The 17,813-nt window shown below is 69.3% G+C and carries 20 protein-coding genes; 10 read left to right on the top strand and 10 right to left on the bottom strand.

The window, feature by feature from the left end; translation table 11 throughout:
• Positions 1-226: 226 nt before the first annotated feature.
• Positions 227-1,231 (top strand): ATP-binding cassette domain-containing protein, encoded by a 1,005-nt coding sequence (locus BR07_RS0109155; protein WP_051613202.1) that lies wholly within the window; start codon positions 227-229, stop codon positions 1,229-1,231.
• Between the two features lie 2 nt (positions 1,232-1,233).
• Positions 1,234-2,079, top strand: coding sequence for an ABC transporter permease (locus tag BR07_RS0109150; RefSeq protein WP_027505192.1), 846 nt, complete (start codon positions 1,234-1,236; stop codon positions 2,077-2,079).
• Positions 2,080-2,083: 4 nt separating this feature from the next.
• Here BR07_RS0109150 and BR07_RS0109145 read toward each other — a convergent pair whose 3' ends face one another.
• On the bottom strand, positions 2,084-3,343 hold the full coding sequence (locus BR07_RS0109145) for a class I SAM-dependent RNA methyltransferase (protein ID WP_027505191.1): 1,260 nt from the start codon (positions 3,341-3,343) through the stop codon (positions 2,084-2,086).
• Positions 3,340-5,352 (bottom strand): APC family permease, encoded by a 2,013-nt coding sequence (locus tag BR07_RS0109140; RefSeq protein WP_027505190.1) that lies wholly within the window; start codon positions 5,350-5,352, stop codon positions 3,340-3,342. The genes BR07_RS0109145 and BR07_RS0109140 overlap by 4 nt, the downstream gene beginning before the upstream one ends.
• 123 nt (positions 5,353-5,475) lie before the next feature.
• On the opposite strand from BR07_RS0109140, the gene BR07_RS0109135 reads away from it, so the two are divergent.
• Both BR07_RS0109135 and BR07_RS0109130 read left to right on the top strand, forming a co-directional pair.
• Entirely contained in the window at positions 5,476-6,138 is a 663-nt protein-coding gene (locus BR07_RS0109135) for a potassium channel family protein (protein ID WP_027505189.1), read from the top strand.
• Positions 6,139-6,197: 59 nt separating this feature from the next.
• The gene (locus tag BR07_RS0109130) at positions 6,198-6,863 is read left to right on the top strand and encodes a potassium channel family protein (protein WP_027505188.1); all 666 of its coding nucleotides are present in this window, start codon (positions 6,198-6,200) and stop codon (positions 6,861-6,863) included.
• Positions 6,864-6,886: 23 nt separating this feature from the next.
• On the opposite strand, the gene BR07_RS0109125 is transcribed toward BR07_RS0109130, so the two are convergent.
• Together BR07_RS0109125 and BR07_RS0109120 are read right to left on the bottom strand one after the other, a co-directional pair.
• On the bottom strand, positions 6,887-7,576 hold the full coding sequence (locus tag BR07_RS0109125) for a DUF3159 domain-containing protein (protein ID WP_051613201.1): 690 nt from the start codon (positions 7,574-7,576) through the stop codon (positions 6,887-6,889).
• 37 nt (positions 7,577-7,613) lie between these two features.
• Positions 7,614-7,991, bottom strand: a complete 378-nt coding sequence (locus BR07_RS0109120) for an OB-fold nucleic acid binding domain-containing protein (protein WP_027505186.1) — start codon at positions 7,989-7,991, stop codon at positions 7,614-7,616.
• Between the two features lie 139 nt (positions 7,992-8,130).
• Here BR07_RS0109120 and BR07_RS0109115 point away from each other — a divergent pair, with 139 nt between their 5' ends.
• Positions 8,131-8,835, top strand: coding sequence for an alpha/beta fold hydrolase (locus tag BR07_RS0109115; RefSeq protein ID WP_027505185.1), 705 nt, complete (start codon positions 8,131-8,133; stop codon positions 8,833-8,835).
• Positions 8,836-8,857: 22 nt separating this feature from the next.
• On the opposite strand, the gene BR07_RS0109110 is transcribed toward BR07_RS0109115, so the two are convergent.
• Complete coding sequence (locus BR07_RS0109110) at positions 8,858-9,685, bottom strand: DUF3710 domain-containing protein (protein ID WP_027505184.1); 828 nt, start codon at positions 9,683-9,685, stop codon at positions 8,858-8,860.
• 2 nt (positions 9,686-9,687) lie between these two features.
• Positions 9,688-10,155, bottom strand: coding sequence for a dUTP diphosphatase (gene dut, locus BR07_RS0109105; protein WP_027505183.1), 468 nt, complete (start codon positions 10,153-10,155; stop codon positions 9,688-9,690).
• 141 nt (positions 10,156-10,296) lie between these two features.
• Between dut and BR07_RS23940 the strand changes: the two genes are divergently transcribed.
• Positions 10,297-10,842: a DUF3093 domain-containing protein gene (locus tag BR07_RS23940; protein ID WP_268788562.1), complete on the top strand. Its 546-nt coding sequence runs from the start codon at positions 10,297-10,299 to the stop codon at positions 10,840-10,842.
• 15 nt (positions 10,843-10,857) lie between these two features.
• Here the strand turns inward: BR07_RS23940 and BR07_RS0109095 are convergent, their stop codons facing one another.
• Positions 10,858-11,160, bottom strand: coding sequence for a DUF4193 domain-containing protein (locus BR07_RS0109095; RefSeq protein ID WP_027505182.1), 303 nt, complete (start codon positions 11,158-11,160; stop codon positions 10,858-10,860).
• 628 nt (positions 11,161-11,788) lie between these two features.
• Between BR07_RS0109095 and cei the strand changes: the two genes are divergently transcribed.
• A complete protein-coding gene (gene cei / locus BR07_RS0109090) occupies positions 11,789-12,469 on the top strand; it encodes an envelope integrity protein Cei (protein WP_027505181.1) in 681 nt (226 codons plus the stop codon).
• 6 nt (positions 12,470-12,475) lie between these two features.
• Here cei and BR07_RS0109085 read toward each other — a convergent pair whose 3' ends face one another.
• Positions 12,476-13,387, bottom strand: a complete 912-nt coding sequence (locus tag BR07_RS0109085; RefSeq protein WP_037185531.1) for an inositol monophosphatase family protein — start codon at positions 13,385-13,387, stop codon at positions 12,476-12,478.
• A 146-nt stretch (positions 13,388-13,533) separates the two neighbouring features.
• Here BR07_RS0109085 and ppgK point away from each other — a divergent pair, with 146 nt between their 5' ends.
• Positions 13,534-14,346 carry a polyphosphate--glucose phosphotransferase gene (gene ppgK, locus BR07_RS0109080; RefSeq protein ID WP_081821182.1) on the top strand — a complete coding sequence of 271 codons (813 nt, stop codon included), beginning with the start codon at positions 13,534-13,536 and terminating at the stop codon, positions 14,344-14,346.
• 247 nt (positions 14,347-14,593) lie between these two features.
• Positions 14,594-15,970 carry an RNA polymerase sigma factor gene (locus BR07_RS0109075; RefSeq protein ID WP_027505178.1) on the top strand — a complete coding sequence of 459 codons (1,377 nt, stop codon included), beginning with the start codon at positions 14,594-14,596 and terminating at the stop codon, positions 15,968-15,970.
• A 12-nt stretch (positions 15,971-15,982) separates the two neighbouring features.
• Here BR07_RS0109075 and BR07_RS0109070 read toward each other — a convergent pair whose 3' ends face one another.
• Both BR07_RS0109070 and BR07_RS23935 read right to left on the bottom strand, forming a co-directional pair.
• Entirely contained in the window at positions 15,983-16,330 is a 348-nt protein-coding gene (locus BR07_RS0109070) for a DUF952 domain-containing protein (RefSeq protein WP_027505177.1), read from the bottom strand.
• Entirely contained in the window at positions 16,327-17,274 is a 948-nt protein-coding gene (locus BR07_RS23935; RefSeq protein ID WP_081821181.1) for an EamA family transporter, read from the bottom strand. The genes BR07_RS0109070 and BR07_RS23935 overlap by 4 nt, the downstream gene beginning before the upstream one ends.
• Positions 17,275-17,516: 242 nt before the next feature.
• On the opposite strand from BR07_RS23935, the gene BR07_RS0109060 reads away from it, so the two are divergent.
• Positions 17,517-17,717 carry a DUF7455 domain-containing protein gene (locus tag BR07_RS0109060; RefSeq protein WP_027505176.1) on the top strand — a complete coding sequence of 67 codons (201 nt, stop codon included), beginning with the start codon at positions 17,517-17,519 and terminating at the stop codon, positions 17,715-17,717.
• Positions 17,718-17,813 lie beyond the last annotated feature (96 nt).

Raw genomic sequence — 17,813 nt, 5'->3', positions numbered from 1 at the left:
CGCGCCACCGGGTCATGGCGCCCACGTCGCCGGGCAGTGGCGCCCACGCCACGGCGCGAACATCGTGCAGGAATCATTCGTCACCGGGGCGTGAGTGGATCGGTGACCGGCGTCTCCGGCGAAAAACCCGTTGCGGACCTGCAATGACTGCGGGACGCTCGTCGCACCGGATCGGACGATCCGGACATACCGATGAGATCGTGGCGGATCAGGAGTCAGCACTCACATGACGACACATGACGGGAAGGCCGGAGGCCGGCCGCCGACGGACGGGAAGGCCGGAGGCCTGGCGATCGAGGCGGTCGGTCTGGTGAAGAGGTTCGGGGACACCGTGGCGGTGGACGGCGTGGATCTCGCCGTCCCGCGGGGCGGGGTCTACGGGGTGCTGGGGCCGAACGGGGCCGGCAAGACCACGACGATGCGCATGTTGGCGACGTTGACCGGCATCGACGGCGGGTCGGCCCGCGTGCTCGGCCACGACGTGGCGACGGAGTCCGACGCGGTGCGGTCGAAGGTGGCGCTCACGGGCCAGTTCGCTTCGCTGGACGAGGACCTGACCGGAGTGGAGAACCTGGTGCTCCTCTCGCGGCTGTACGGGTTCTCGCGCCCGGCGTCGCGGGAGCGTGCCGATCTGCTGTTGGGCGTCTTCGATCTGGTGGAGGCCGGCGGCAAGCAGGTCAAGGCGTACTCCGGCGGTATGCGGCGCCGTCTCGACATCGCGGCGAGTCTGGTGGTCACGCCGGAGCTGATGTTCCTGGACGAGCCGACCACGGGTCTCGATCCCCGCAGCCGCAACCAGGTGTGGGAGATCGTGCGCTCCCTGGTCGCCGGCGGCACGACGGTCCTGCTCACCACGCAGTACCTCGACGAGGCCGATCAGTTGGCCGACCGGGTGGCCGTCATCGACCGGGGCCGTGTGATCGCCGAGGGCACCACCGGTCAGCTCAAGGCGTCGGTCGGCTCGGGGTCGCTGCACGTCCGCGTCGCGGAACAGTCGCGCCGAGACGACGCCGCCGACGTCCTGCGCGCGACCCTGCACACCGACGTGACTCTCGAGTCCGATCCCTTCGCCGTCACCGCGCTGGTCGACGACACCGCCCTGGTGGCCCGCGCACTCGCGACGCTGTCGGACGACGGCATCGGCGTCACCACCTACGCCCTCGGGCAACCCAGCCTGGACGAGGTGTTCCTGGCACTGACCGGACGAACGACAGAACTGGAGGCGTCCTGAGAATGACCACCACCAACTCCCCCACCGCCGCGACGGGCACCGCGCAGCCGACCATCGCCGAGTTGCTCCGCGACTCCGGTCCCCGTCCCGATCGACCGTCGTCGATGTCGGCGGCGCTCTCGTTCGGGTGGCGAGCACTGCTGAAGATCAAGCACGTCCCCGAGCAGCTGTTCGACGTGACCATGTTCCCGGTGATGTTCACGCTGATGTTCACGTTCCTGTTCGGCGGCGCCCTGGCGGGCTCGACCAGTGCCTACATCCAGTTCCTGCTGCCGGGCATCCTGGTGCAGACCGTCGTCATGATCACCATGTACACGGGTCTGACCTTGAACAAGGACATCGAGAAGGGGGTCTTCGACCGGTTCCGGTCGCTGCCCATCTGGCGGCCGGCGCCGTTGGTCGGCGCCCTGCTCGGAGACGTGGTCCGCTACACCCTCGCCTCGACGATCGTGCTCGTGCTGGGTCTCGCGCTGGGCTTCCGGCCCGCGGGCGGCGTGCTCGGCGTGCTGGCGTCGGTGGCGTTGCTGCTGGCGTTCTCGTTCTGCGTCTCGTGGGTGTGGACGATGTTCGCGCTGATGCTGCGCAGCGAGACCGCGGTGATGAGCGTGTCCATGCTCGTGCTGTTCCCGCTGACCTTCGCCAGCAACATCTTCGTCGACCCGACGACGATGCCCAAGTGGCTGCAGGCGTTCGTGTCGGTCAATCCGGTGTCGCATCTGGTGACGACGCTGCGCGGCTTCGCCGACGGTGTGCTCGAGACGGACGCGCTGATGTGGACCGGCATCTGGTCCGTCGGACTGCTGGCGGTGTTCGGACCGATCACGATGCGCCTGTACAACGCCAAGTGACGCGTCAGTCCCGGACGAACGATCCGATGCACTCGACGTGGCTGGTCATCGGGAAGGCGTCGAACGCACGGAGATTCTCCAGGCGGTAGCCGTGCGAGAGGTAGAGCCCCGCGTCCCGTGCGAAGGACGCGGGGTCGCACCCGATGTGCACGACACGATCCGGGTGCGCACCGGCGACCGCCGCGATCACCTGTCTGCCGGCGCCGGATCGTGGCGGGTCGAGGACGACGACGGACGGCTGCGGCGGCAGGGATCCGATCGCGCGCTCGACGGGCGCTGCCTGCATCGACAGCTGCGGCAGGTCCGTCACCGCCGCACGCCCGTCCACCACCGCCCGGTGGGAGAACTCGACCGCTGCGACGGTGCCGCCCGGTCCGACCGCCTCGGCGACGACGGACGCGAAGGTGCCCGCACCGGCGTAGAGGTCCCAGGCCGTGTCACCGGGCCGAGCACCGGACCACTCCCGGACCACCTCGGCGTACTGCGTGGCAGCCGCCCGGTGAGCCTGCCAGAACCCCCACGAGTCCACGGTCCACTCGCGCGACCCGACGCGCTCGACGGCCCGACCCGAGCCCGCGCGCACCCGGTGCGCGCGGTCACCGGACTTCGCGGCGCGGCGCGAGGAGGCGCCGCGACGACCGGTGTCGGCGCGCACGCGACGGTCGACGGCAGGAGCGATCTCCACGACGTGACGGGTCCCGTCGGAGTCCACGGCCACCGCGAGATCGGCGCCCGGCGTCCACGACCGGGCGGCCAGCCCGTCGTACATCCCCGGAACCGCTTGTGGGCAGGCCAGATCCGTCACGATGTCGGCGCTGCGGAGCCGGTGGAAACCGGGCCGTCCCTCGTCGTCCACACCCAACCGGATGCGCGTCCGCCAGCCGGTCTGATCACCGAGCGACTCCACCTCGACGGTGCGCTCGATGCCCCCGACGCGGCTCAACTGCTCGGCGACCACGGCCGCCTTGATCTGGCGTCCGGCCTCGGCGGTCGCGTGGGAGAAGTCGCAGCATCCCGACCCACCGGGGCCGGAGATGGGACACAGCGGCGCGATGCGGTCGGGCGAGGCCTCCAGGATCTCGACGGCGTCCGCGCGGCAGAAGGACTTGCCGGTGTCCTCGGTGACCCGCGCCGTCACCAGCTCGCCGGGAAGGCTGTGCCGGACGAACATGACGCGTCCCTCGTGCCGTGCGACGCAGAAGCCGCCGTGTCCCGGCTTGCCCACGCGGACCTCGACGACCGCGCCGAGCCACGAGTCGGTCATCGTTCGGATCGCCGTTCGGCCGAGGTGGGCTCGTAACCACGACGGGACGAGCCCGGTGCGTTCTCGAGGCTCTCGCGCTTCGCCCGCTCGGACGAGTTGAGCTGCCAGGGCACGCTGGTGACCATGACGCCGGGCTGGAAGAGCAGGCGACTCTTCAGTCGCAACGCACTCTGATTGTGCAGCACCTGCTCCCACCAGTGACCCACCACGTACTCGGGGATGAACACGGTGACGACGTCGCGCGGTGAGTCCCGCTTGACCCGGCGCACGTAGTCGAGCACGGGCTTGGTGATCTCGCGGTACGGCGACTCGACCACCTTGAGCGGGACGCTGAGGTCGCTCTTCTCCCACTCGCGCACCAGGGTGCGCGTGTCCGCCTCGTCGACGTTGACCGTGATCGCCTCGAGGGTGTCCGGCCTGGTCGCACGGGCGTAGGCGAGGGCGCGCAGCGTCGGGCTGTGCAGCTTGGACACGAGCACGATGGAGTGTGTGCGGCTGGGCAGCACACCGTCCCACTCGACGTCGGCGAGCTCGGTGGCCACCGAGTCGTAGTGCTTGCGGATCAGCTTCATCAGTCCGAAGATCGCGAGCATCGCGATGATCGCGATCCAAGCGCCCGCGAGGAACTTGGTCAGCAGGACGATCACCAGGACGGCTCCCGTCATGGCCAGGCCGATGCCGTTGACGACACGCGACCGCATCATCGACCGGCGCTGCGCGGGGTCGGTCTCGGTACGCAACAACCGCGTCCAGTGCCGCACCATGCCGGTCTGACTGAGCGTGAACGAGACGAACACTCCGACGATGTAGAGCTGGATCAGCTTGGTCACCTCCGCGCCGAACATGACGACGAAGAAGATGGCGGCGGCCGAGAGGAACAGGATGCCGTTGCTGAACGCGAGCCGGTCGCCGCGGGTGTGGAACTGGCGGGGCAGGAAGCGGTCCTGGGCCAGGATCGACCCGAGTACCGGGAACCCGTTGAAGGCGGTGTTGGCGGCCAGCACCAGGATCAGCGCCGTCACGATGGTGATGAAGTAGAAGCCGGGCGTGAAGTGCCGGAAGACGGCCTCGGCCAACTGCGCGATGAGCGTCTTCTGCTGGTAGTTCTCGGGAGCCCCGACGAGCTGGGTCGCGGGGTCCGCCGCGTACTTCACACCGATCTTCTCCGCCAGCAGGATGATGCCGAGCAGCAACGTGATGCCGATCGAGCCGAGCAGCAGGAGCGTCGTGGCGGCGTTGCGCGACTTCGGCTTGCGGAAGGCGGGCACGCCGTTGGAGATGGCCTCGACACCCGTCAGCGCCGCACACCCGGAGGAGAACGCGCGCGCCAGCAGGAACGCGAACGCGATGCCGTAGAGGTGACTGTCCTCCGCCTGCAGCTCGAAGTTCGACGACTCGGCCGACACGTCGTCGCCGAGGACGTACACCTGCACCAGGCCCCACACGAGCATGACGACCATGCCCACCATGAAGGCGTACGTGGGGATCGCGAACGCGGTACCGGACTCGCGGACGCCGCGCAGGTTGATCGAGGTGATGAGCACGATGGCGGCGACCGCGAACAGCACCTTGTGCTCCGCGACGAACGGCAGGGCCGATCCGATGTTGGAGGCGGCGGCCGAGATGGACACGGCGACCGTGAGCACGTAGTCGACGAGGAGGGCGCTGCCGACGGTCAGGCCCGCGGTCGGTCCCAGGTTGGTGGTGGCCACCTCGTAGTCGCCACCGCCGGACGGGTAGGCGTGCACGTTCTGGCGGTAGCTCGCCACGACCACCGCCATGACGACGGCGACGGCGAGACCGATCCAGATGGAGAACGAGTACGCCGAGATCCCGGCGACCGACAACACCAGAAAGATCTCTTCGGGCGCGTAGGCGACGGACGACATGGCATCGGACGCGAACACCGGGAGGGCGATGCGTTTGGGCAGGAGCGTGTGTCCGAGCGTGTCGCTACGGAACGGCCTACCCAGCAGCAGCCTCTTGGTGGCCGTCGAAAGCTTGGACACATCGCAGAGCGTAGGCCGTACCGGGCTCGACCGTGGGGCAGGGTGACCGATAGCGTTGCGCGAAGTCCCTCCCGGCAGCAATCACCTGGGCACCGTCCTCTCGACTCCCGAACGGAGCGTCTGTTGTACGTAGTCGTCATGGGGTGTGGCCGCGTCGGCTCCGCCCTCGCGGGTGCACTCACCCGCATCGGCCACGAGGTCGCGGTCATCGACCGCGATCCCACCGCGTTCCACCGGCTCGGTCCCAACTTCACCGGACGTCAGGTGATCGGCATGGGGTTCGACCGGGACGTGCTCGTCGAGGCGGGCATCGAGAAGGCCGACGCACTGGCCGCGGTGTCCTCGGGCGACAACTCCAACATCATCTCCGCGCGTGTCGCCCGCGAGACGTTCGGTGTCGAGCGCGTCGTCGCGCGCATCTACGACGCCAAGCGCGCCGCGGTTTACGAACGCCTCGGCATCCCCACGGTGGCCACGGTGCCGTGGACGACGGATCGATTCCTGCACACGCTGATCCACGACAACGAGCTCACCAAGTGGCGCGATCCGTCGGGCAGCGTCGCGGTGGCCCGCCTCGACATCGGCGAGGGATGGGTGGGCAAGGGCGTGACCGCGCTCGAGAGTGCGACCAAGTCCCGAGTGGCCTTCATCATCCGCTTCGGTGCCGGACTCCTGCCCGACCGCAAGACAGTGATCCAGGCCGACGACGAGGTGTGGATCGCGGCGGTCGACGGCATGGTCGCCGAGGCCGTGGCGCTCGCGAGCAACCCTCCGCCCGAGGACTGACGGCTCCTGCCTCACCTCGTGTCCGTCCCCGCACCAGACCTGTCACCGAAGGATCCGTCATGAGAGTCGCCATCGCCGGAGCGGGAGCCGTGGGCCGTTCGATCGCCCGCGAGCTCCTCAGGTCCGACCATCACGTCCTGCTGATCGAACGCAAGGCCGACCACGTCGACCCTGCATCGGTCGAGGCGGCCGAGTGGATCCACGCGGACGCCTGCGAGCTGGCCACCCTCGAGGGCGCCGGCATCGAGTCGTACGACGTGGTCATCGCCGCCACGGGCGACGACAAGGCCAACCTGGTCCTGAGCCTGCTGGCGAAGACCGAGTTCGGCGTCGACCGAGTGGTCGCCCGCGTCAACGACCCGCGCAACGAGTGGCTCTTCGACGCGTCGTGGGGAGTCGACGTCGCCGTGTCGACACCGCGCATGCTGGCCTCGCTCGTCGAGGAGGCGGTCTCGGTGGGAGATCTGGTGCGCCTGATGACGTTGCGCCAGGGCAAGGCGAACCTCGTGGAGATCACGTTGCCGGCGAACACACCGCTGGCGGGCAAGCCGGTGCGCCGCATCACGCTTCCTCGCGACGTCGCGCTGGTCACCATCCTGCGCGGTGGCCGCGTCATCGTCCCGGAGAAGGACGACCCGCTCGAGGGCGGCGACGAACTGCTGTTCGTCACCACCGTCGACGTCGAGGACGAACTCCGCGAGGTGCTGGGACTCTCCCAGCGTTGACGGACAGGACCGACCGACAGCCGTCAGGGCTCGATGCGGTCCGCGTCCACGACCTCGGTGGTCTCGCTCTCCCGGTGCGTCGCTGCGGCCACGACAGCGTCGGCCCGTCGCACGGCCCAGAACGTGACGGCGAACGCGACCGCCGCGAGCGGCCAGCCCATCGCGATGCGGGCGACCGCGAGCCACCCGGTCTGGTCGGAGTCGTAGAGCTGCGATTGCACGACGTACCGCGCGACGAACACGAGAACCCAGGCGAACGTCGCGATGTCGTACGCGCGGACGGCGGCCCGATGCTCGCGCCAGGCCTTGCCGGTGCCGTTGAGGTAGCCCCACACGATGCCGACGAGCGGCCGACGAGCGAGGATCGAGACGAGGAACACCCCGCCGTACGCGAGCGAGGTGTAGATCCCGAACAGGAAGTAGCCCTTGGCGTCTCCGGTGCGGTAGGCGATGAACGCGCACACAGCCACGCCGAAGAATCCCGACACGGCCGGCTGGATCGGATCCCGCTTCACGAGGCGCCACACCAGGATCGCCACGGCCAGACCGAGGGCGGCCCAGATGGCCGCGGTGAGACCGGCGAGGGAGTTGACCGGAACGAAGACCAGCACGGGCAGGGTGGAGAACACCAGTCCGCTGACCCCACCGAGCTGGGACAGGATCGTCTCGGGAGGCGCGTCCTCGGTGGGCTGACTGTTCGGTGACTCGCTCATGCAGTTCAGGGTGCCAGACGATGCGGCTCCCGAAGAACTAGTCCTCGGTGCGCAGCTCGTAGTACGGGTTGTAGATGACCTTGCGGCCCTCACGCTCCCCCACGCGACCACGGACCAGCAACTGCGTGCCGGACTCGATGCCGGCGATCTTGCGTCGGCCGATCCAGATCAGCGAGATGGTGTCGGTGCCGTCGAAGAACTCGGCCTCGACGATGGCGTTGGCGGCCTTGCTGCACGTCTCGACGCTGCGGAGCCGTCCGACCATGGTGACCTCGTCACCGCGAGTGCAATCGCATGCTCGTTGGGCGCCGGACGCCTTCGACGTCGACTCCAACTCCTCGGCATCGAGTTGATCGATGTCCTCGGTCAACTTCCGGGCCATGCGGCGGAAGTATCCTGCGGCAGCGGGTGCCATGAGTGCTCCTGGAGCGGTTCGCGCGGGCCTTCCGCGGCGGATGTTCTGCTTCTGTCAGCGCCACTGTAGACCTTTCCGAGCACGCCTCACCACACCCGGCCGGTCGGGTCGGTGAACGCCACGAGAAGATGCGGACACCATGGAGACAACCACCGTCGTACTGCTACCCGGCACCGGCTCCGACGCGTCGTTCGTCGAGGGGGCCTTCGGTGATGCCGTGGCGGATCTCGGCTGGTCACTGCGGGTGATCGAGCCCGAACCCGCCGACGTCGTCGGGGGCTACGTGCGGGCGCTCGACCACGTACGAGGCGCCGTTCGAGGGGACCTGATCGTGGGCGGTGTCTCACTCGGCGCGGCGGTCGCGGCGCGGTGGGCGCTCGACCGTCGGGGCGCCGCGCAGGGCGCCGTCCTCGCGATGCCGGCGTGGACCGGATCTCCGGGCGACTCCCCCGCTGCGGTCGGTGCCGCCGCGACGGCGGCGACGCTGCGGGCCCACGGCCTCGATGCGTCGGTGGCTGCGATGGCGCAGTCGAGTCCGCGGTGGCTCGCCGAGGCGCTGACGCGGTCGTGGCGAGCACAGTGGCCGCAGCTGCCGACGGCGCTGGACGACGCCGCCCGGTACGTGGCACCCACCCTCGACGACCTGCGATCCCTCGCGGTGCCGGTCGGCGTGGTGGCAGCGATCGACGACCCGGTGCATCCGCTCGGCGTCGCGCAGGACTGGTGCGCGGCTCTTCCCACGGCGCACCTCGACACCTTCGCGCTCGACGTCCTCGCCGCGTCCCCGGGCGAGCTCGGGAGGCTGGGCGTCACCGCGTTCCGGCGTGCGACGGGCGGGTCCTAGTCGAGCTGCTCTCGCCGAGAACTCAGTCGAGCTGCTGCATCGCCGAACCGGAGGGCCCGCGCCGACGTTGCGCCTCGGCAGCGGCGTCCACGTCGGGGGCCTGCTGCTGAGGTACCTGCTGCTGGGGCACCTGCTGCTGCACCGCCGCCTGTGCCTGCGCCTGTGCGGCCGCCATCTGCTGTTGCTGCGCGGCCGCGAGTTGCTGAGCGAGTGCCGGCGGCAGACTGATGGGCAACGGCGTCCGCACCGGGTGCGGATCCGAGCCGCGATCGACCACGGTCGCCGCCACGACGGCACGCGCCTGCTCGACCAGCGGCGATCCGGCCTCGACACTGCCTGCCGGTCCGCTCGCCACGCCGCGGATCATCCAGCGGTACCCGTCGACGCCGATGAAACGCAGATCCCCGCCGGCCGCGGAGCCCACCACCTCACGGCCCCACGGGCCTGTCTCGGTGGCCACCCGCGCGTTGTCGCGGCGCAGCGTGTCGGCCAACTCGGCGGCGACGTCACGCCACTGACCGGGCGACTTCGGAGCGGCGAAGGCCGCCACGGTGATGCGCCCGTTCGGAGTGACGATGTGGACGGCCTGGGGTGCGCCGGCCTGCGTCATCTCGACCTGCAGCTGTCCGCCGGCCGGAAGCATCAGCAGCACAGATCCCAGATCGAGCCGTCCCTCCGCGATGCTCTCGCGGTCGCCGTCGAGGTCGTCGATCGACCACGGCCCGGTGGTGTCGTCCGCCGTACCGTCCACCTCGTCGACCTCGTCCACCTCCTCGACCTCGACGTCCTGCGCGGAGTCGAGATCGGTGGCGTCGACGTCGTCGCGCCCCTTCTTCTTGCGTCCGAACATGCTCAGTTCTCCTTCTCGCTGGCGGTGACGGCATCGAGAACCGCGTGTCCGCCGCTGGAGCCGTAGCCGCCGACACCCCGGGTGGTGTCGTCCAGCTCGGCCACCTCGACGAAGTCGGGCAGTTCGACCCGCTGCACCAGCAGCTGGGCGATGCGGTCCCCGCGCCGCAGTTCGATGGGGGTGCGTGGATCGTGGTTGATGAGGCAGACCCTGATCTCGCCGCGATAACCGGCATCGACCGTTCCCGGCGTGTTGACCACCGACAATCCCGCTCGCGCGGCGAGGCCGGACCGTGGGTGGATCAGGCCGACGGTGCCGACCGGCAGCGCCACGGCGATGCCCGTACCGACCATGGCACGCTCACCGGGTTCGATGACGACGTCGACGGTAGAACACAGGTCCACACCCGCGTCACCGGCGTGTGCACGGACGGGCAGCGGGATGTCCGGATCGAGTCGTCTGACGGCCACCGTCTCGACGGCCTGTGCCGATCCCTGGTCTCCGCGGGTCGTGCGTGTCGCCGTCTCGGCCGTCAGATCGCTCACATCGGTCGAGATTACTCGCCGATGCACCGTCGACCTCCCGCCCGTCCGACCCTCTACTCTGGAGGGGTGTCCGACGCAGCTTCGAGAGAGACCTCAGCAGATCACGCCACCCGGACGTCCGGGACGGCACACGACGGCGGGGGTGAGACGGTCGTCTACAGCGAACGGCTCCGCGTACCCGTCTGGTACTGGGTGGCCGCGATCGGCGTCGCGGCGATCCTGTCGGCCGAGGTGCACATGGGATCACCCGGCGTGATGGCCTGGCTGCCGTACGTGGTGCTGGTGCCGTTCGCGATCTGGGTGGTTACGTACCTGGGCCGGATGCGCGTCGAGGTGACGGAGCAGAACGGCGAGCGCATGCTGCACGCCGGCAAGGCTCGGCTCCCCGCATCGGTGATCGATCGGGTGGCGGTGGTGCCGGGGACGGCGAAGAGTGCCGCCCTCGGACGCCAGCTCGACCCCTCCGCCTTCGTTCAGCATCGTTCGTGGGTCAAGCCGATGGTGTTGGTCGTCCTCGACGACGAGAACGACCCGACACCGTACTGGTTGGTGAGCACCCGGAACCCGGATGCGGTGGCTGCGGCTCTGACTCCGCAGCCACCGACCTCCTGACGGAGGTCTCCTCGGTCAGGCCGCGCAGTCGCGGCAGACCAGAACGCCGCCGTTGTCGGACGACAGCCGCGAGCGGTGATGCACCAGGAAGCAGCTCGAACACGTGAACTCGTCGGCCTGCTTCGGCACGACACGCACGGACAGTTCCTCACCGGACAGGTCTGCGCCCGGCAGTTCGAAGGACTCCGCGGTGTCCGTCTCGTCGATGTCGACGACGGCGGACTGCGCCTCGTTGCGGCGTGCCTTCAGTTCTTCGAGGGAGTCCTCCGACACGTCGTCGGACTCGGTACGGCGTGGTGCGTCGTAATCGGTGGCCATGTTGTTCCCCTTACCTTCCTGCTGAGACCGGGTGTGCCCGGTCTCCTTCGATCGCCTTCATGGGGGATGTTCAAGACGTCGACCGCTTCTTGTTCGACGAACTCGTCCTCTGTCGGACTCACACCCTCGGATCCCGATGCAGGTCGTTCGTGTTCCTCGTCTGCTGTTCGTGGCAGAACATCGATCCGGTCGGACTTCTTCCCGACTTCCGCCGGGAGGATCTCCGTCCTTCTCGCTCACCTATTCGCAGCCGTCGTCCTGACGGATGACGGCCGGCGTGCGGGTGAGCCGACTGTGCCCGAATCCCCGTGACGGGAAACATTCTCTTGCTGCGGGCGTGCAGGCCCGAGGAGCCCGACCGGCCGTGAGTTCGATCCGCCGGGCCGCCAGACAATAGCCGACGACGAGCCGGTGTGGAAAACACCCTGCCCAGCGCGGTGTGTCGTGGCGCGAACGGCTCCCGCAGGAACCGCATCTCCCCTGTTCACCCCGCCCAACGCCGTCGACCGTGCAGACGTTCCCACCCGCCGTGCGTCGCGCGTCACATGCCGGCGCGGCCCACTACAGTGAGCGAGTCACCGCCCGTGACACGACAGCGCGACACGTATCAGCAGAAGGGCACGCTCCCGTGGTCTCACTCATCACTCACGGCTCCTCGACCGACGACAAGGGGCGGCCGTACGCGCGGCGTCGGGCCTTCCCGATCCTCGTGGTGCTCGTCGTGCTCGCCCTCGCCGGTGCGGCCGTGTGGGTGAACATCCTGACCACGACCGAGACCGGCACGGACGCCGTCGCCTGCAACGCCCCCCAGCCGGCCTCCGATCCCGCCGCCCCCGCGGCCGCCGAGCCCGGCAGCGTCGTGGACGCCTCGGTGGTCACGGACACCCAGCCCGCCCCGTTGTCCGCCACCCGCGTGCGCGTGTTCAACGCGAACGGACAGGGCGGCCAGGCCGCCGAGATCGCCGCCGATCTCAGCGATTTCGGCTTCGCCAGCGCACCGGACGTGCAGGTGGGCAACGACCCGGTCTACGTCGACCAGAACATGCAGTGCATAGCTCAGATCCGGTTCGGCGCGGCCGGCGTGGCCGCCGCTGGCACCGTCGCACTGGTCGCGCCGTGCGCCGAGTTCGTTCAGGACACCCGCGAGGACGACACCGTGGATCTCGCGCTGGGCACCAACTTCCGTGCGCTGGAACCGAACACCGACGGCGAGGAGGTCATCCGCTCGCTCGCGGACGTGGCTCCGGGCGCCGCGGCACCGAACCTGGACGTCGATCTGCTCGCCGCCGCGCACCGCGTCAACTGCTGACGCGGGTCAGGCCTTCGCGATGGCGGCGACGCCACCGAGACGGTCGAGTACGGACAGGAACCCGTCTGCCACACCTTCCGCCACGGCGATCGTCACCTCGCCGTCGTCGCTGCGGGAGTGCGGCGACGGAGTGATCACCCGCGCACCCGCCTCCGCCGCGACCAGAGCGCCCGCCGCCCAGTCCCACGGGCTGAGCCCGTGCTCGAAGTGGGCGTCGACGCGCCCCGCCGCCACCATGCACAGATCCAATGCCGCCGAGCCGATGCGACGAACGTCCCGCACCTCGGGCAGCAGAGCCGCGATCAGCGCGCCCTGACGGCGGCGGCGCGCCGCGTCGTAACCGAATCCCGTGGCCACCAACGTGAGTGCCACGTCGTCGATGTCGTTGACTCGCAGGCGCACCCAGTCTCCGCCCGCGTCCGAGCACCACGCGCCGCCGCCGAGCGACGCCGCGTACGTGCGATCCCCCACCACGTCCTCCACGGCGCCCGCCACCGACGCACCGTCGATCTGCGCGGCCACGGAGACCGAGTAGGCCGGGATGCCGTAGAGGAAGTTCACGGTGCCGTCGATCGGATCGAGGACCCATCGGACACCGGACGGGGCGATGTCCTCCCCGCCGCCCTCCTCGCCCAGTACCGCGTCGTCGGGACGCAGCCGGCTCAACAGGTCCCGGATGACGTGTTCGGTCTCGGTGTCGACCACCGTCACCGGATCGGTGGGCGTCGACTTCGACCGGACGGCGTCCACCGCCGCACCGCCCGCGCCGAACACCTCCGGCCGACGCCGACGTACGTGGCGTCCCGCCTCACGTGCGACGTCGACGGCGATGCGGCGCAACATCTCCGGGTCGAGGGCGCTCGTCGAGTCGTCCTGCGGCAGATCGTCATGAGGAGTCACCCGGTAATCCGAACACATCGGGCGGCGGAACGGTACGGCGCGCCACCCGCCGCGGTGCCGCGCGACCGGGAACGCCGCCAGCAACTAGGGTGACGTGCGCGCACCAGATCTCGCACGAACGCGCCGGTCGCCGACGCGTGCGTACGCCACCAGGAGGTTCTGTCATGACGAACGACCACACCGAACCCGGCCCGGTCTCCATCGCCGGGAAGACGGGCTCGCACCCCGAGGGCCGAGGCTTCGGTGTCGACGTCGGTGGCAGTGGCGTCAAGGGTGGCGTGGTCGATCTCGCCACCGGCGAACTGATCGGCGAGCGCTACAAGATCGAGACCCCGCAACCGTCGACTCCCACGGCCGTGGCCGAGACGGTCGCGGCCATCGTCGACCACTTCGAGTGGACCGGGGACGTGGGCATCACCCTCCCCTGCGTCGTCACCGGTGGCGTGGCGCGAACCGCCGCGAACGTCGACAAGGGCTGGATCGGGACCGACGCCGGCGCGCTGTTCCGCGACCATCTCGGGGGTCGTTCGGTGACCGTGCTCAACGACGCCGACGCCGCGGGTATCGCGGAGGACAAGTTCGGCGGCGGCAAGGACTCCAAGGGTGTGGTCATCCTGCTGACCTTCGGCACCGGCATCGGATCCGCGATCCTGCAGAACGGTGTCCTCCTGCCCAACACGGAGCTCGGGCACATGGAGGTGGACGGCAAGGAGGCCGAGCACCGCGCCGCGTCGTCGGTCAAGGACGACAACGGACTGTCGTACAAGGCGTGGGCCAAAGAGGTCTCGCGCGTGCTCGAGCGCATCGAGGATCTGTTCTGGCCGGACCTCTTCATCGCCGGCGGCGGCATCAGCCGCAAAGCCGAGAAGTGGATCCCCCTGCTCACCAACCGCACCCCGGTGCAGCCCGCGACGCTGCGCAACGCCGCCGGAATCGTCGGCGCGGCCCTCGCCGCACAGTCCGGTGTGGCGCCCTGATTCTCGTCGAGGGCGACCACGCGCCCCTCTGACCTGCGCCGCGTCGGCTCGCCGCTGCGCGATGTGACTCACACCCCACTGCCGGTGAGCCGGGAACCTCGGCGTCCTCCCGCGCGTTGGTGCTGTGCACTCGCGGCGGTCGTTACAATGGTCCACGCCCCGGTTTCACGCCGGGAAATCCACAGACCTCTCCGCCGGATCATCACTCTGGCGTGACGCCGCACGACACCGTCACGAAAGGGCGTACGTGGCAGCCATCGATATTCGTCAGACCGCGGACACCGCGCCGGCAGTCGACAGCACTCCGGCCGTCGACACCGCGTCGGCCGACGGCACCGCACCCGGCGCCGTCGGAACCGCACCCGCGAAGGCCCCGGCCAAGAAGGCGGCCCCGCGCAAGGCAGCAGCCAAGAAGGCCGCGCCGCGCAAGGCCGCATCGAAGAAGACCGCAGCGAAGAAGGCGACGTCTCCTGCGACCGGCGACGACGCCGACGAGCCCACCGCGGACATCGAGGACATCGACGTTCCCGAGGGCGAGCTCGCAGCCGAGTCGGACGTCGTCGAGGTCGTCGCCGTCGGCGACGAGGTCGAGGACGACGCGACCACCGAACCCACGCCGGAGGACAAGGCGTCGGGCGACTTCGTGTGGGACGAGGAGGAGTCCGAGGCGCTGCGACAGGCCCGCAAGGACGCCGAACTCACCGCCTCCGCCGACTCCGTCCGCGCCTACCTCAAGCAGATCGGCAAGGTCGCCCTCCTCAACGCCGAAGAGGAGGTCGAGCTCGCCAAGCGCATCGAGGCCGGTCTCTACGCCGTCCAGCTCATGGCCGAGTCCGCCGAGAAGGGCGAGAAGCTCCCCGTGGCCCAGCGCCGCGACATGACCTGGATCTGCCGCGACGGCAACCGGGCGAAGAACCACCTGCTCGAGGCCAACCTGCGCCTCGTGGTGTCACTGGCCAAGCGCTACACGGGCCGCGGCATGGCGTTCCTGGACCTCATCCAGGAGGGCAACCTCGGTCTGATCCGCGCGGTGGAGAAGTTCGACTACACCAAGGGCTACAAGTTCTCGACGTACGCGACGTGGTGGATCCGTCAGGCCATCACCCGCGCCATGGCGGACCAGGCCCGCACCATTCGTATCCCGGTGCACATGGTCGAGGTCATCAACAAGCTCGGACGCATCCAGCGTGAGCTCCTGCAGGACCTGGGTCGTGAGCCCACTCCCGAGGAACTCGCCAAGGAGATGGACATCACGCCCGAGAAGGTGCTGGAGATCCAGCAGTACGCTCGCGAGCCGATCTCCCTCGACCAGACCATCGGCGACGAGGGCGACAGCCAGCTCGGCGACTTCATCGAGGACTCCGAGGCCGTCGTCGCAGTCGACGCGGTGTCGTTCACCCTCCTGCAGGACCAGCTCCAGTCGGTTCTCGAGACTCTCTCCGAGCGCGAGGCGGGTGTCGTGCGACTGCGTTTCGGCCTCACCGACGGCCAGCCGCGCACGCTCGACGAGATCGGCCAGGTCTACGGGGTCACGCGTGAGCGCATCCGACAGATCGAGTCGAAGACCATGTCGAAGCTGCGGCACCCGAGCCGGTCGCAGGTGCTGCGCGACTACCTCGACTGACAGTTCCGCACCTCACCCGACGGCGACGAACGTCCCGTCGTCGTCGGGCAGGTAGGGCTGCACCTCGACCACCGCGGTGAGCGGGACCGGTCCGTAGAGGTGTGGGAACAGCATCGAACTCGGATCGCCGGGTACTCCCGGCTCCCATTCCAGACGGTCCTTCAGTCGAGTGGGGTCCAACGACAGCAGCACGATGTCCCGGCGCCCAGCGAACAGCCGGTTGGCTGGCAGATGAACCTGCTGCGGCGTCGACAGATGGACGAACCCCTGCTCGGCGAGCGACGCGGGTGCCACCTCCCCCGCGGCCACACTCGCCTCCCAGTCCGCCGCCGGGCACATGTGCACCAGGATCTCGGTCATCGGCCGTCCTCTCGTGTCGGGTCCTGCAGTCGCGTCGTGTCGGCCGGCGGCGCCGGTCGTGCGCGTCGTTCCACACCGCCCAGCGCGACGGCGACGATCACACACAGGATGCCCGCGAGTTCGGCGATCGAGGGCACCTGCCTCAGCACCACGACGCCGACCACCGTCGCAGTGGTGGGCAGCAACGCGAGCAACAACGCGAACCGCGCCCGTCCGACCGTGCGCAGGACCACCTGGTCGAGCGCGTAGGGGATCACGCTCGACAACACACCCACCCCGACACCCAGCAGCCACGTGGACGGCGCGGTGAACACCGACGGATCCTCGAGGACCTGGGGCGTCAACGCGAGCGGGGCGAGAATCACCGACGCCACCGCCATGCCGACGGCGAGGGAGTCCAGCCCGTCGCCCGCCGTCGCGACCGACTTCCCGAGCACCACGTAGCCGGCCCACAGTCCGGCGGCGAGGAGTGCGAAACCGACCCCGACCAGGCCCACGTCGAATCGCGCTCCGGCCACCAGCGCGACTCCCGCGACCACCAGGACGAGTGCGAGCACGTCCCGAGCGCGCCGCGATCCGAGTGCGGCGACGAGGACAGGACCGAGGAACTCGATCGCCACGGCGGTGCCCAACGGGATGCGGGCGATCGCCTCGTAGAACGCCAGGTTCATTCCCACCGTGACGACACCGAACCCACCGGCCACCGCGATGGTGCGGGCCGTCCATCGCGTGCGCCAGGGACGACGCCAGGCCAGCAGAACGGCCGCTGCGCCTGCCGCGCGCAGCCACGCCACGGCCGCCGGCGAGATGGTGTCGAACAGATGGACGCCGATGGCGGCACCGAGATACTGCGCGAGCGCTCCGACCACGAAGACGAACGGCACCGACCACGGCGGGAACGAACGCCCCACCGACGCGAGGCCGCGCGCGTCCACATCCGTCATGGTCGAACCGTATCCACCGGTCGCGACACGGGCGCACAGGGGCGGGTGCGTTCTGCCGACAGCGAACGATGCTCGGGAGGGACGTGGTTCACCAGCATGTTTCGTGTCTGTGACAACACACGGCCATCCGCGTGGGAACAACGCACGAACCCCATACGTCTGTAAGAGTGAACGAACCGCGTCGAACCGACGTGGCGGACCGACCCCAGGACCGTGGTAGTCACGGTCAGTACGGAGGAGTCATGCCCGAATTGTTGACCGACACCACCCTCACCGCTGCCGACAGGTGTGATCGTTGCGGAGCGGGAGCGCGCGTGCGTGCCGTCCTCCCCACCGGCGGAGAACTGCTGTTCTGCCGTCACCACGCCAACGAGCACGAAGCGCGTCTCCTCGAGATGAACGCCACCATCGTCGCGGACGCGGATTCCGACGCCATGGCGTGATGACCGGGGCACTCGGTCCCACAGCATCAGCACTCGACTCCTGACACCACGAAGGGCGACCACCGATCCGGTGGTCGCCCTTCGTCGTGCGCGGGG

The sequence above is a fragment of the Rhodococcus sp. UNC23MFCrub1.1 genome (assembly GCF_000686025.1).
GTDB lineage: Bacteria > Actinomycetota > Actinomycetes > Mycobacteriales > Mycobacteriaceae > Rhodococcoides.
This window is presented reverse-complemented; position numbering and strand designations above follow the sequence as displayed.

Bases quoted from the DNA above. Each gene is read 5' to 3' on its own strand.
- BR07_RS0109155 (WP_051613202.1), top strand. From the start codon at position 227: ATGACGACACATGACGGGAAGGCCGGAGGCCGGCCGCCGACGGACGGG.
- BR07_RS0109150 (WP_027505192.1), top strand. From the start codon at position 1,234: ATGACCACCACCAACTCCCCCACCGCCGCGACGGGCACCGCGCAGCCG.
- BR07_RS0109145 (WP_027505191.1), bottom strand. From the start codon at position 3,343: ATGACCGACTCGTGGCTCGGCGCGGTCGTCGAGGTCCGCGTGGGCAAG.
- BR07_RS0109130 (WP_027505188.1), top strand. From the start codon at position 6,198: ATGAGAGTCGCCATCGCCGGAGCGGGAGCCGTGGGCCGTTCGATCGCC.
- BR07_RS0109125 (WP_051613201.1), bottom strand. From the start codon at position 7,576: ATGAGCGAGTCACCGAACAGTCAGCCCACCGAGGACGCGCCTCCCGAG.
- BR07_RS0109120 (WP_027505186.1), bottom strand. From the start codon at position 7,991: ATGGCACCCGCTGCCGCAGGATACTTCCGCCGCATGGCCCGGAAGTTG.
- BR07_RS0109115 (WP_027505185.1), top strand. From the start codon at position 8,131: ATGGAGACAACCACCGTCGTACTGCTACCCGGCACCGGCTCCGACGCG.
- BR07_RS0109110 (WP_027505184.1), bottom strand. From the start codon at position 9,685: ATGTTCGGACGCAAGAAGAAGGGGCGCGACGACGTCGACGCCACCGAT.
- BR07_RS0109095 (WP_027505182.1), bottom strand. From the start codon at position 11,160: ATGGCCACCGATTACGACGCACCACGCCGTACCGAGTCCGACGACGTG.
- BR07_RS0109085 (WP_037185531.1), bottom strand. From the start codon at position 13,387: ATGTGTTCGGATTACCGGGTGACTCCTCATGACGATCTGCCGCAGGAC.
- ppgK (WP_081821182.1), top strand. From the start codon at position 13,534: ATGACGAACGACCACACCGAACCCGGCCCGGTCTCCATCGCCGGGAAG.
- BR07_RS0109070 (WP_027505177.1), bottom strand. From the start codon at position 16,330: ATGACCGAGATCCTGGTGCACATGTGCCCGGCGGCGGACTGGGAGGCG.
- BR07_RS23935 (WP_081821181.1), bottom strand. From the start codon at position 17,274: ATGACGGATGTGGACGCGCGCGGCCTCGCGTCGGTGGGGCGTTCGTTC.
- BR07_RS0109060 (WP_027505176.1), top strand. From the start codon at position 17,517: ATGCCCGAATTGTTGACCGACACCACCCTCACCGCTGCCGACAGGTGT.